We start from the raw sequence: 13,947 nt of genomic DNA, 5'->3' as shown, positions 1-13,947 counted from the left end.
ATACGCTGCGCCATTCGAAAAACATCAGCGCTGGCGCTATTAAAGAATAAAACCTTACTGTCGACAAGCGGATGTAACGTTCAATTTCCCGGAGGGTTTTATCATGGCGATTTTGCTGACGGCGGAACAAATGCGATATACCAAGGCGTCGAATCCTTATCAGATAAAGAATCCTGGGCAGGTGACGAATCAGTTTACGATAACGGAGGCATCTGAAGCGGCGCAGACATTGAAACTGAATGACCGTGAAGACATCAACTCATTGAAAACCTTTCTTAAGGGCTATGACATGACCTCCATTAGCACTGATGAACTAAGAGATGTTGGTCGTCGCCTTTATAAAAGTGAAATGATCAGCTATCGCTCGTTCGGCATGTTCATCGTTGGCAATGGCGCGAATGATGACAACGGGCGACCAACGCAAACCCACGTTAAATTCAACGCAATCGCTCTATTTAACGAAAAGCTTGAAGATACTATTGCTTTTTTTAAATCCGAACCTGCGCTTTCCAAAAGCGAAGGAGCAACGGACCACTTGCAAGGTATGGTAGATGCTAATCACGCGATAAACGCCCTGGCTTATTTCGTAAACTCCAACAGTAGTAATTTGGCCATTGACGAACGCGCCTGAGGCAAAATAGGCCCCGTGCATTTAGAAAACCTAAACGTACTGGCCGTTTTAGCAGGCTACCGTCCGTAACGAGTCGTTCCTGAATAAGCTTTTGGAAGCTCTTCGCCATTTCTTACCCGCACTCGGTAGGTGCCCAGAGGGCCGTTATAAGAGGCATTTGCGCCAATACCGAAAGTCACCCTATTCCAAGAACCACCGACCTGTCTCTCGATAATGTCTCTGGTGCTCTGCCAACACCGAGAACAGATACTCGTGCATCAATATTTGCATTAGAACATCCATTAGCAGAGGTTACAGTAAACGGACCATAGGCCGTTTGTTCAACGCCTCCCGACACGATCCCGCTGTAACTGTCGGTAATATACAAACACACCGCACTCGCCTGAAACGACGACAGCGCCAAAGCCAAAAAAGGCACAGCAAAAATACTTTTCATGATTTTCACCTCAAGGTTAAGTCATTAATAGCTTCGCACTCAGCGGCATTACATCAATCGCTCTCATTTATGCACAAGGCGCCCTCGACTCAGAACGCCATCCCAGCAGTTGCAGTAACGCGCTGACAAAAAAGACAATGCATGACTTATTGCCCTAAGTAAGCCAGTCGCATCCTAAAATATTGAAAGACCGATCTGTAGTACGCTTGAAGCGCAACGTCAGTTATGTCCTAGTACCGCCCCACCGTGCACGCTCGGGCAAAGCCCCTATTAGCGTAAGTTGACAAGGGTGCGGTATCTCGCGGCCTTCAAAAAACAAGATGCTCCTGCACATGGTTTTTGAACGCTTGGTTTCGCGCCACTTGAGTCGTCGGCGGCTGTTCGGGTTTAGCCGCACCTGGCGGTTGAGGCATCCTTTTGTAAACCCCGATCAATTTTCCGCTTGCCTCATCCACCGCATAAATCAACTGAGGCCCCGGCTCACCGACGGAGCGCTTGCTGACGATTCTTATACCCACCTGGTCGGTGATCGGCTGTGCGCCGAAGGTAGTCAGCGCCTCTTCTATCATGGTCCGATTCTGCTTGAACAACGCCGGGTCAGTCTTGAGTTGCGACAACAGCGCCACACTGGTCATGGTGGATTCAGCATTCATGCTGCCCGCACGCGAGCCATACATGCTTACGCCCGTTTTACCCACCAATTCAGGCGCTTCGGAGCCAGGAAGCAGCAGGTCGGCAGGGTCGACATGCCCCTTAGCAAGGTTTAACAAACCCCGCGCATTTTCAGTGTTCTTTTCCAGTCGCGTCAGGTAGGCAAAATCCACCGAGCCTTGGGTTACCGTTCCAGGGAGATGGTCCAGTTCATGAATCAACGCATTGCTCATGGCACCTCCATGGGAACCAAAGTGCTGGTAATAATGCTTGGCACCATCGATGTTGACCTCAAAAAACTTCCCGGACTTGTCCACTTTGTAAGCACTCGGGTCAGTCTGTGCAACCCAGTTGTGGTCTTTGGAGCGCATGAACTTAATGTTTTTCGTGGTCAGTGCTTGAGCCTTGGTCTTGAGCCCCGCAAGCCGCGACGTCATCATTTTGCGGGCCTGGGTGGGCGACATGCCTTGGAAGTGCTTTAGCACAAAGTCAACGTCGTCCGTTAATGCAGGGTCCGCCATCACTTTAAGTGCATCGTCCAGTTTGGAGACAGCCAATGGCTGGGCACGTTGGACGATGTTCTTGACCTCCGCGCGTGTGGCTTGCAGTTCGGGTTTGAGCGCTTTGATGCCCGGTAGGCCGGCGTCAATGACCCCGGTTCCGTCAAGCGACTCCCTGCGCATTTGTCGAGGCCGGCCAAAGCGCTGTTCGTCCAGTTGCGCATGCCAGGCGGCACGCACGGCACCTTGAGGTTTGCTGAGCCGAGCGACGGTGTTTTTCTCTAACCACTTCCCCACCTTGAGCAGGGGCTCGGAAAGCCCCGCGGCAGGGTTCAGCAGCGCGTTAGTGAGGCTGCCTACTGCCCGAGTGGTCGCTGCCAGCTTTGAAAACCCACCCTCCGCTCGGGTGACCGCTGTTACACCTTCGGCTACACCGCCGCCGACGACTGCAATCGTCATTACTACGTCGGTAGCGCAACCGGTCATGGCACCCAGGTCTTTACTGACGCGGCCGGACACGATGTCGTCATAGCAGGCTTTAAATGGAATCAGGATATTGAGCACCGTCTTCCCTGCCAGTTTAAGGTTGCCGACGAAACGTTCCTGAGGAGTTTCACCCTTTGCCAGTGCCTCCAGTTGATCGGGGTGCAGTACCAGGTTTTGTCTCGCTACATACTGGGCAATCGCATCGGCCCGTTGCGAGAAAAACCCCAGCGGGGAAATCAATACCGACGATGCTTTGGACGCGGGCACTGTCTCACGCAACGCCCGGATCTGGACCTCGGACTCCCCAGCATTTTTCCCACCTGCGTGGGACTTCATCCGCGTAACCCAAACGCGCGGGACAATCGCTTCGCCCTTGGCCAGCGTGGCGAGAAAGTCCGGCCGCTCGACGTAAATACCGCTCATGGGGAAAAACTCAAAACACTTGGCGTCTTTACCCTTCCCGGCACTTACCAGAAAACCGTAGCGCCCCTGGACCGCCGCCGCTTGCTCATCAGCGCCTTTTATGGGGGTGCCTTTCCCATTGATGGATTCGGTTTCGACCCGATAAAACGTCAGCTCCTGGGTTTGCAGCGCTTGGCGATCGGCGTAGGGCATTTTGCTGAGAATATCTTTCAAGCCTGTTGAGATCGCGTCGCGCAAACTACCGGTATTGTCCTGGATGGATTGATTCAGTGATTGCTCAGAATGCTTGAGCGCTTTGAAGTGCGGTTGCAGGCGCAGGATCTCGGGGTCGTATTCATTTTTGTGCAGCGTGGCGCCAATCAAGTTCTTAAGATTGCTAGCCTTGAACGTGTTGTTTTTGAGCTGCCCCATCATGTGCAAGTCCACGAGACTTTGCTGATACCCGATGCCTGGCATCGGCCATGTCGGTCGGTACTCCACCGTGTGCATTGGCTTGCTCAGGTCGCGATCGGGAAACACCGACTTCAAGTCAGCCGTCGCCAACTCACGCCGGGTTTTCACCGGGGTGCTCAATACCGTTGTGGCCTGGTGAGTGGCTTCGATGTAGGCGTTGTAGTTTTTTGCGGCGACAGCGACGTCGTCGACGGTGTATTGGTCGTCCGCACGGGTGGCAATGACGCCGTGCATTTTCGCCCAGTCCAGCAGAGGGTCTGTCTCAGCCGCGTGAAACAGTACGGTTTGCTCGGGTGTCAGCGGTTTGAGAACCGCACGGTCCAGCACTTGGCCAAAGGTGAGGACGCGGCTGGAGCCCTCGGCGGACTCCTCAAGCAAGGCGACGGTTTTTCTGAGCGCCACCCAGGCGGGCGCTCCGACGTGCAACGTGTCAGGCACGCCACGCACCAGAAACTCCGGCGCGACGCTCGCCAGCAGGATGTGCGCCGTCGCGTCTACCGCTGCGGGGCTAACGCCTTTGTTGCGCACCAAATGCTCTTTCAGATCACCGCGTACTTCTGCCAGGCTACGCCCGGCGTTGGCTTGGGAATACAGGTCATAGCCTGCGATACGGTTTCTGCGCATCCCCAGTTCGGGGTCGATTTGCAACATTTGGGCGGTGAGCAGGAATTGGTTGCGTTGCTCGGTTGTAGCCCCGGCAACTCTGCGACCTATCGACTCCATTAACGTGTGCTGCCTGAAGCGATTGAGCCCTGCGTGGTCCTTGAGGTGGCGGCTGATTTGATCATCCATATTGCCTGCGGTCAGCGGCATGCTGTCGAGAATGCCGTTGCCGACATTGCGTTCAAACGCCGCCAACAACTGTGTGCGCTCTTGTGGGCGCAAGGCAGTCTGCCCGCTCAAAAACAGGCCGGTGTAGCTATCCAGGGCGGGGTTCGACGGCAGTGGATGCCGTTGCCAGTTGATAAGGTTGCGCACTTGAGCAGCAGTTTGGGGCAGGTTTTCAGCCCCCAGACTCGGCAAAACACGCTTGAGGTAGCGCTTGGCCGTCAGGTCCCTTTCGGGTTTTTCACCACGCGCCGTCAACGTAAACACAATGCCCGCCAGATCCACGGCTGCGTTGTCCGGCTTGCCGAGTACGCTGCGTTCCAACGCGATGACCCAACGCTCCCTGTCTCGCGCATCCGCCACAGCAGCGGAGATTGCCTGCTGCGAGCCCTGCGACTCGGCCCGCCATTGCGAAGGCACTTGATGTTCCACGGTTGGTAGCGTGACGAAAGGCGCGGGTTCAAAACGTGCAGTCGAGGGAGGTGGTATGGCAACAGGCACTTTTGACAACACGTCGTTCGCTCACACAGAGAAAAAGGCGCCTAGAGTGCGAGGTTCAGCGAGTTGACTGAATAGGAAAAAGCTGTTGAGCGAGTGTGCGCATTCGACGCAATCCGTAGCCGGTATTCAGCCCGCATCGCCCAGGATAAGGCTGCGATAATGCCCGGGGTTTGAGCCCGACCACTTGCGAAAGGCTTTATAGAACGAACTGGTGTCAGCAAACCCCAACCGCGTTGCAATCTCGGCAAAACTGATCTGAGGCTCCGCCAGCCACACGATCGCCAGCTCCTTACGCACACTGTCCTTGAGCCCCTGATAAGTCTGCCCTTCTTCTGCTAGTCGGCGGCGCAGGGTCGACGCTGAAATACAGTGAGCGGTGGCAAGGCCTTCGGTTTCGGGCCAGGTGTCAGGAGGCATCTGGCGCAGCTCATGCTTGATGCGAGCGGCAAAGCTCTCGGGGTCGCGGTATTTGACCAGGATGTTGGCCGGCGCATGGGCCAGGAAGCGCTTGAGCTCTTCGGCACTGCGCTTGACCGGCAGCTCCAGGCAGTCGGCGGAGAAGATCATGCGCGTGCGGGGTCGGTTGAAACGCAGGTTATCGGAGAACATCACCTGGTAGTCATCGCAAAAGTCTGGTTTTGAACCGCGCAGCTCGATCGCCAGGATCGGAATCCGTCGCCCCGCCAGCCAACACGCCACGCCGTGCACGATCATCCAGTAGGTAAAGTAGGTGAAGGCTCGATTCGGTTGAGCCTCGGGCTCAAGCAATACGATCTCTGCCAAGCCTTGCTGGCGCACCAGTTGAGCTGGCATTCGCTCCAGCATCAGTGACAGAAACCCCAGGCCGGTTTCCAGGCTATCGGCCAGGGTTGGCTGCGCCATCGCCACACGGCAGAGGAACGCCAGGCTGCCGGACTTTAGCTTGCGTGGGTCCATGCCAAAAAACTCGTCATCCGTGCGCCGCGCCAATAAACGCCACAGGCGCGCATAGGACGTGGCCGGTACACGCGCATGCGTTTGCTCCAGCAACGCAGGATCGATACCGGCTTTAAGCAGGACCTCAATGCTGGCTGCCCCCGGCGCGCAGCTCTGTAACAAGGCTTCGCGCACAAGGTGAATGGAGATGGTGTCTTTTTCCGACATGGGAGATTGTGCATCCGTCGCCGCAAACAAGGGCGAGCATCATAAGGTGGCTTGCGCTTCGCCACCACCGTTCAGCCCATGTTCAGCAAACGTCAAGATTGCTTGTTTAGTAATGAGTATCATTATGTTACAACTTAGCTTCCTATCTAGTTGTCATGCGGTGCCGAATGCTCGTTCCCTTTCTGATCATGCTGCGCGAAGGCATTGAAGCCGCCCTGATCGTTGGCATTATCGCCAGTTACCTGCAACAGACCGGCCGTGGCCAGTGGATGCCCGCCGTGTGGATTGGCGTGTTCCTCGCCGCCGCCCTGGCCCTGCTGGTGGGGGGTGGCCTGGAATTGGTCAGCGCCGAATTCCCGCAGAAACAACAGGAGCTGTTCGAAGGCATCGTCGGCCTGGTCGCTGTGGGCATTCTCAGTTCCATGGTGTTTTGGATGCGCAAAGTGGCGCGGTCCATCAAGCATTCCCTGCATCAATCCCTCGACCACGCGTTGGCAGGTTCCAAGCACCAGGTCACGGCGCTGATCCTCATGGTGTTTTTTGCCGTGGCTCGCGAAGGCCTGGAAACAGTGTTCTTCCTGCTGGCGGTGTTCCAACAGAGTGAAGGCCCGGGCGCGCCGATTGGCGCCCTGCTCGGCCTGATTCTGGCGATCATCGTCGGCTTTCTGATCTACACCGGCAGCATGCGTTTGAACCTTGGCGCGTTTTTCCGCTGGACCGGCTTGTTCATCCTCGTCGTTGCCGCGGGCATTCTCGCCAACTCGGTGCAGGCCCTGCATGAAGCGGGCGTGTGGAACCACCTGCAAACCGTGCTGTTCGATTTCAGCGCCGCGCTGCCGATGGACAGCCCGTTGGGCTCGGTACTCGCCGGTATGTTCGGCTACCAGGAAGCGCCGACCGTCAGCACCCTGGGCGCCTACCTGATTTACCTCGTGGTGGCGCTGGTGATGTTCTTCCTGCCGGCGCCACCGGGCAAGCCGGTCGCCAGACCTTCTTCCGTTTCCAGCCAGTAAGGACCGTCCCTTGTCCAACCCTACTCCTCAACCGGCTTCGCCACCCCGCGCCTTGCGCTGGGCCGTGGCGGGCTCGGTGGTCGTGATGATCGCCGCCGGTGGCCTGTTCTATTACGCCTCGCAACTGGCCGCGAGCAAGCGCCAGACCAACCACAATGAAATCGCCGTGACCATCCATGCCCACGCGTGTGAGCCGAATGCGCTGACCGTACCCGCCGGGCATGCCAGCTTTCGCATCATCAACCGCTCCGACCGGGCAGTGGAATGGGAAATCCTCGACGGCGTGCTGGTGGTGGAAGAACGGGAAAATATTGCACCCGGCCTGAGCCAGGTGATCAACGCCAACCTGCTGCCCGGCGACTACGCGATCACCTGCGGGCTGTTGAGCAACCCCCGCGGCACCTTGCATGTCACGCCAACCGCCGAGTCCGACGCCCAGGCCAAAGCCAAGCCGTCGATGGTGGCGTTTATCGGCCCGTTGTCTGAGTTCCGCGTGTACCTGAGCAGCCAGGGCAGCGCACTGATCAAGGCCGCGACCGCACTGCAACAGGCCATCGCTGCCGGTGACCTGGCCCAGGCTCAGGCGCTCTACGTGCCGGCCCGCGAAGCCTACCAGCGCCTGGCCCCTGCGTCTCAACGCCTGGCAGAGTTGGACAACGCCATCAACGCCCGCGCCGACTACTTTGAAAAGCGCGAGCAAGACCCAGCCTTCAGCGGCTTCCACCGCCTCGAATACAGCCTGTTCCAGCAACGCAGCGTTGATGGCCTGGCGCCGACTGCCCAGCGCTTGGTGACCGACGTCACTGCCCTCAAGCAGCAACTGCTGGCCCAGTCTCTGCCCCCGGAGCAACTGGTGAGCATCGTGGTGCGCAACCTCAACAGCCTGGCGGACGTGCGCGCCATCAGCGGTGAGGAGGAACGCTACAGCCACACCGATTTGAATGGTTTCGTCGCCAACCTCGAAGCCGCGCACAAAGTGGTCGAGCTAATGCGCCCGTTGCTGACCAAATCTGCCGCCGACCTGCTGCCAAACATCGACAGCGCCCTCGCCGCCTTCGATGCCGAGTTGCAAGGCTTCAAAGTCGAAAAAGGCTACGCGAGTTATGACAGCGTCACCGCCGATCAGCGCAAGCAGATCGCCGACAAGGCCAAGGCTCTGGCCGCCGCACTCGATGGAATCGACCCCGCCCTTGGCCTTTCCGGCCTGCAGTGAAGACGACCGCACACATGAGTGAAACAGAACACACCAACCTACAGCGTCGCCGTGTCTTGCTGGGCATGGCGGCCACTGGCGCGGCGATTGCCAGCAGTGCCTTGACCTGCCCGGCCATGGCCGCCACCGCTGAGCAAGTCACCACCGCACCGCGCAGTGACAAGACCCAAGACCACCACGACTTCTTCGGCAAGCACCAGAGCGGCATCGTCACCCCACGCCCAGCCTGCGGCATGCTGGTGGCATTCGACGTATTGGCCAGCGACCGTGACGACCTTGAGCGCCTGTTCCGCACGTTGAACGAGCGCATCGCGTTTCTGATGACCGGCGGCACCGTGCCGCAAGTCGACCCGAAGCTGCCACCCACAGACTCCGGCATCCTCGGCCCGGTGGTCACGCCGGATAACCTGACCATCACCGTCTCTGTCGGCGAATCCCTGTTCGATGAGCGCTTCGGCCTGGCCAAAGCCAAGCCCAAGCGCCTGAGCCGCATGGTGGGGTTTCCCAACGATGCACTGGAGCCGGCACAGTGCCACGGCGACCTGAGCTTGCAGTTCAGCTCCAACACGCCGGACACCAACATTCACGCCCTGCGCGACATCGTGAAAAACCTGCCCGACCTGTTGCTGGTGCGCTGGAAACAGGAAGGCAGCGTACCGCCCCAAGCCCCAGCCCGCCCTGGCGAACCGGCACAAAGCGCGCGCAATTTCCTGGGTTTTCGTGACGGCTCGGCCAACCCGAACTCCAACGACAACAGCGCCATGAACCAGATTGTGTGGGTGCAACCCGGCAGCGACGAGCCGACCTGGGCCGCCAATGGCAGCTACCAGGCAGTGCGCATCATCCGCAACTTCGTCGAGCGCTGGGACCGCACCCCGCTGCAAGAACAGGAAAGCATCATCGGCCGCGTCAAGACCACGGGCGCGCCCATGGATGGCCGCCAAGAAAGCCAGGTGCCCGACTACGCCAAAGACCCCGAAGGCAAGTTGACCAAGCTTGATGCCCACATCCGCCTGGCCAACCCGCGTACCCCGCAGACACAGGCCAACCTGATCCTGCGTCGGCCGTTCAACTACTCCAACGGCGTCAATAAAAACGGTCAGCTGGACATGGGGCTGTTGTTCATTTGCTACCAGGCTGACCTGGAGAAAGGCTTTATCAGCGTGCAAACCCGGCTCAACGGCGAGCCTTTGGAGGAGTACCTCAAGCCCGTGGGCGGCGGGTATTTCTTCACCTTGCCGGGGGTCACCGGGCCAACGGATTTCATTGGTCGCACGCTGCTGGCTGCAACGCACCCTCAAACAGCTGCCAACACCTAACACAAACCCCAGAGCGCAATTTCCATGAAAAAGTCGTCTATCGCGTTGTCGTTGTTGCTGACCCTTTCGCCGCTTGCAGCGTTCGCCGCTACCGCGCCCCTGGACCTTGTAGGCCCAGTGTCGGACTACAAAATCTACGTCACCGAAGAAATCGGCGAGCTGGTCACCCAGACCCAAGCGTTCACCGACGCCATCAACAAGGGCGACCTCGCCACCGCCAAGAAGCTCTACGCGCCGACCCGCGTGCACTATGAGTCCATCGAGCCGATCGCAGAGCTGTTCAGCGACCTCGATGCGTCCATCGATTCGCGTGTCGACGACCATGAAAAAGGCGTGACCGCTCAAGACTTCACCGGCTTCCACCGCATCGAATACGCGCTGTTCTCGCAAAACACCACCAAAGGCCTGGAAGCCCTGACCGCCAAGCTCAACACCGACGTCAACGACCTCAAGACCCGCGTCGACGGCCTGACCTTCCCGCCTGAAAAAGTAGTGGGCGGCGCCGCTGCCCTGCTCGAAGAAGTCGCCGCCACCAAGATCTCCGGTGAAGAGGACCGCTACAGCCACACTGACCTGTACGACTTCCAGGGCAACATCGACGGCGCCAAGAAAATCGTCGACCTGTTCCGTGGTCAGATCGAGAAACAAGACAAGGCCTTTTTGGCCAAAGTCGACAAGAACTTCGCCACCGTGGACAAGGTCCTGGCCAAGTACAAGACCAAGGATGGCGGCTTCGAGACCTACGACAAGGTCAAGGAAAACGACCGTAAGGCCCTGGTAGGTCCGGTCAATACCTTGGCTGAAGACCTGTCGACCCTGCGTGGCAAGTTGGGTTTGAACTGATAGAGCTCGCCTACACGAGAGGTCGCGGGTTTAGCGCACCGACACGAACCCGCTTAATGGCACGCCAAAAGGCCGGCCATTAAGCGGGTCAATGGCGTACCAACGGCCGTTTTTGTTCATGGCACGCACCGCAATACCCTGGCTTGTACCTGAAAACCCCACCTCAGGAGACACGGGTGTCGCTGTGGTACCAGAAGCCGCCATTAGATAGCTGCGCGTCTTCTCCTCGGCCGTTATCAAATGCGGTGCAGCCTTACCCAACTTTTTGATTCCACCTGCCACCAGTATCGGCAACTTCGTCAGGCCCTTCACAGCCGCACTGACCATTTGCGGGTAGCCATCGAACGGATTGAGTGCGGCACTGGTGAACAACACGCTTTCCTTTATGAAATCGAACGCCTTGTCGCTGAAGGACGCCACCGGCTTCGCCCAGGCCGTTTTGGCTACAAGCGGGCTGACCGTGGATGTCATTTGCCGCAGTACACCCGTGACGGGGGTTTGCGCCAGCGCCCTTCCTGCTCGTATCAATGAGCGTGCCCGACCCGCGGCCGCCAGTGCCACCGCGCCCACATCCAGTGCCAAGCTGAATAACCCGCTACCGATGTTGCCCGCCGCAAGCTCTTGATAGGCGCCTACAAAAGGCACCAACCCCAGCAAGATCTTGTGATCGCGAGCGACGGCCTCTCGGTGCTGCTCAAGGGGCAGCACACCCTTTGCCCGTTTGAACATCGCGTCTTGCGACTCATAGAAGTTGTCCTGGGCGATTCGTGTCGCAATAGTGGCTGTCTTCGACGACGAATAGCTGTTGGGCACGTAGTCAGCGGCGATGAGCCCGGTTGGCGGCAATGCGCCAGCCAGTTCACCGCCAAGCTTTTCAACAATCACCTTTGAGGGTTTGAGACCTGATCGAGGCGCGCTGCCTTTGGCGTAGGCGTCGATGTCAATCGCCAACTCAGTTCCGCGCACCATCGGGACACGAATTGCACCGTACGGGACCGGGACACGCTTAATCTCAACCACGCCCCCTGGTACCAACCGACGCGGAAGGTCCTGACGCTTGACGATCGTCCCATTGGCAAAGACTTCGTAATAGTTGACGGTATTGCCGTGCTCAGCGCGTATGAGGGTACCTTGCCGGTATTTTAAGGCTTCGCGATGCTCATCAGTTTCGTTGGCTAGATTCTGTCCTGTTTCACCGCGCAAGGTAAAGAGTTCGACCTTGGCCAGTTCCAGCGTCCGGCGGTCTTCCAGTGGCAGACCGGCGATTGTGAGTTTTATTTGGGTCGCATAGGCATCCTGCAAGGCGCTGCGGTGTTCGTTGACAGCCTCCTTAAGCACATTTTCTATATCCGGCAGGCGGCGAATGCGCGCGTCGAGTTCTTCGCGCTTTTGGGCAGGCACCTCAACTTCGCGGGCCGGCTGATAGGGCGTCTTCTTTGCTTGGACGGGGGGCAGATCACTGCTCAACACCCATTTGCCGGGAATCAGGTCGCCGCTCATATAGGTTTCTACCAGCGAACGCGTCCGCGGTTCGGAAACCCGCATATTACGGCGCTCCTGAGCGTCGACGATGCTGACCTTCATGCCTTCCAGGCGACTGGCCGTGACGCCGGGAAATACCTTCAGCAGTTCGGCAACGGCCATTGACCTGCGCGTTGGCAAATCGGATGCACAACGGGTAAATGCACGGCTGACGTCTTCGCGCTGTTGCTGAAATGCCAAAGACGCAGACTGGATCATCGACTTGGAGTACTCGCCATCGGCGGCAGCGGGAATCACCCCGTTGAGCACGGCCCAATCGGTAATGATCGGCAAACCAAGCAACCGCATCAGGGTCGCCTGGGCCTCACTGGTCGGGCCTAGCACCGTCATCGCGCTGATCTGTTCTTCGTCCATCGCCCGAGAGGTGCCTGGCGCGATGTTGTCCACCATCGCACACCCCAGGCGCAGCTCCATCCAAGCCGGGGTTCCCATGCCGATCGCATCTGGCACATTGCGCACAAGAAACTCCGGCGCTGCCTGGGCCAGGCCGATATGGGCGGCCAATACCGCCAGTTTCGGGTCGAGGCCTACGACCTCTTGCAGATGCTTTTCCAGGTCGCTGCGTATGGCGTCGAACGTACGCCCCATATTGGCAGGCTGGTAGAGGTTATAACCGGCCAATTGCCCCGGTTTGCCCGGTGCCTGTGGGTCGGTGTGCAGTTTGATTGCAGCAATGAGCATCTGTTGACTCGCCGCTTTAGGCGCTACGGCACCGATTTCGCCCGTGCCGTACCCCTTCACACTGCGGGCCAGGCGCTCACCCAACGCCAATGCGTCGGGGCTGGCGAGCAGGCGTTGCAGGTGAGCGGCTGGATCTGACCGTAGGTCCTCGACGCCTAGGCTCTCCAGGTAGTCAAGGGGCTCAGGGGGCGTTGCGCCCAAGTGCACGTTGGCCAAAGCGCCCAGCGTGGCCTTGTCTGCCGTTGACAACTGCCCTGGTGCCCACTCCCAATCCATGAAGCCTGCGTAGTTACCCAAAGGCGGGGCCGGTGGCAACGTAGTGCGCAGCCAGTTGATGACATTGCGTACCTCTCCAACCGTCTGCGGGGTTCCCAGGTTGTTTTTCTCAATGGCCTGGCTCAGCGTATCGGTACCGTCGAGGTGCTGCGCACCATCCCAGGCGGTGGCGTCCGGCAAGCCCTCGATGAGCTGCTCCAACCGGCTCGCCAAGCGGGGACGACTCTCAAGCTCAGCGATAGCCTTATTAGCCTGCACGAGGGCACGCTCTATCGATCGTGCTTGCTCGGGCTGCATCAACAGGCCTTGAGTGCGTAACTGCTGTTTGAGGTGATCAGCCTCTTCCACGGATGACGGGTTAGCGATGTCGAAGGCCTGGAGAACCAAATGCCGTGGCACCCAGGTTTCCTCACCGGCCAGAGGGTTGAGGCCCCGGTCCTGGGGGTCCAATACTTCACGTGCCGCGCGTAAAGCCGCTGAAGCCTGCCACCACCCCGAATCATCGCTTGTGGAGAAACTGACAGCCGTGCGCACGCCACCTCGGTCGGCGTATCCATGGAGGGTGTCTTTATGCAAAGTGAGGGTATGCATTTCAAGGGCCTTGCTGGTCAGCCAAGCCTGCAGGGTTGGCTCGCTCCAACGTTGCTGGTACAGCGCCAGCGAGGGCGCGAGGCTGCTGTTGGCGGGCACTTCAAGCATGGTGTAACCGTTTTGCATCGCATCGCCCAACCGCTGCCCCAGAAGGATGTCGGCAGAAGAACGATCATCTCCCTGCGGTTCTGCGGCGCGTCGAACCCTCAGCAGCGGCGGCGAATGTACAACCGGCAATGGGTCATGCTGCAGCGTAAGGGCAGCGTCCCCGCCGCCGTTGGTATTGAATACGGTAACTTGTCGGCGAATGAGCGCGGGGATTGTCATGAGGTCGTTCTCTTCGGGTGATATACGCCAAAAGAGTGGTCCCGAGCCGAGCAAACGTTCTCAGTAAATCGTGAGAAAATTCGTCACGAG

9 protein-coding genes are annotated in these 13,947 nt (G+C 58.5%); 5 read left to right on the top strand and 4 right to left on the bottom strand.

Annotated features, from left to right (window positions below; all coding sequences use genetic code 11):
- The first annotated feature begins 103 nt into the window (after positions 1-103).
- Positions 104-631, top strand: a complete 528-nt coding sequence (locus ICY20_RS18375) for a hypothetical protein (protein ID WP_194938253.1) — start codon at positions 104-106, stop codon at positions 629-631.
- A gap of 175 nt (positions 632-806) precedes the next feature.
- Here ICY20_RS18375 and ICY20_RS18370 read toward each other — a convergent pair whose 3' ends face one another.
- From ICY20_RS18370 to ICY20_RS18360, 3 genes are all read right to left on the bottom strand, one after another.
- Entirely contained in the window at positions 807-1,067 is a 261-nt protein-coding gene (locus ICY20_RS18370) for a hypothetical protein (protein ID WP_194938252.1), read from the bottom strand.
- A 308-nt stretch (positions 1,068-1,375) separates the two neighbouring features.
- Positions 1,376-4,921, bottom strand: coding sequence for a hypothetical protein (locus ICY20_RS18365; protein WP_228758479.1), 3,546 nt, complete (start codon positions 4,919-4,921; stop codon positions 1,376-1,378).
- A 114-nt stretch (positions 4,922-5,035) separates the two neighbouring features.
- Positions 5,036-6,052: an AraC family transcriptional regulator gene (locus ICY20_RS18360; RefSeq protein WP_194938250.1), complete on the bottom strand. Its 1,017-nt coding sequence runs from the start codon at positions 6,050-6,052 to the stop codon at positions 5,036-5,038.
- Between the two features lie 167 nt (positions 6,053-6,219).
- On the opposite strand from ICY20_RS18360, the gene efeU reads away from it, so the two are divergent.
- Genes efeU through efeO (ICY20_RS18340) form a run of 4 tightly spaced genes read left to right on the top strand, consistent with a single transcriptional unit; the run spans position 6,220 to position 10,440 of the window.
- Entirely contained in the window at positions 6,220-7,065 is an 846-nt protein-coding gene (gene efeU / locus ICY20_RS18355) for an iron uptake transporter permease EfeU (RefSeq protein WP_194938249.1), read from the top strand.
- Positions 7,066-7,075: 10 nt separating this feature from the next.
- On the top strand, positions 7,076-8,278 hold the full coding sequence (gene efeO, locus ICY20_RS18350; protein ID WP_194938248.1) for an iron uptake system protein EfeO: 1,203 nt from the start codon (positions 7,076-7,078) through the stop codon (positions 8,276-8,278).
- Positions 8,275-9,597 carry an iron uptake transporter deferrochelatase/peroxidase subunit gene (gene efeB / locus ICY20_RS18345; protein ID WP_194938247.1) on the top strand — a complete coding sequence of 441 codons (1,323 nt, stop codon included), beginning with the start codon at positions 8,275-8,277 and terminating at the stop codon, positions 9,595-9,597. The genes efeO (ICY20_RS18350) and efeB overlap by 4 nt, the downstream gene beginning before the upstream one ends.
- Before the next feature lie 24 nt (positions 9,598-9,621).
- Positions 9,622-10,440: an iron uptake system protein EfeO gene (gene efeO, locus ICY20_RS18340; RefSeq protein ID WP_194938246.1), complete on the top strand. Its 819-nt coding sequence runs from the start codon at positions 9,622-9,624 to the stop codon at positions 10,438-10,440.
- 30 nt (positions 10,441-10,470) lie between these two features.
- Here the strand turns inward: efeO (ICY20_RS18340) and ICY20_RS18335 are convergent, their stop codons facing one another.
- Positions 10,471-13,857, bottom strand: a complete 3,387-nt coding sequence (locus ICY20_RS18335) for a hypothetical protein (protein WP_194938245.1) — start codon at positions 13,855-13,857, stop codon at positions 10,471-10,473.
- Positions 13,858-13,947: the final 90 nt, after the last annotated feature.

The organism is Pseudomonas pisciculturae (assembly GCF_015461805.1).
In the GTDB taxonomy this organism is placed as follows: domain Bacteria; phylum Pseudomonadota; class Gammaproteobacteria; order Pseudomonadales; family Pseudomonadaceae; genus Aquipseudomonas; species Aquipseudomonas pisciculturae.
Note: the sequence above shows the minus strand (reverse complement) of the source record. Positions and strands in the feature narration are given on the sequence as shown.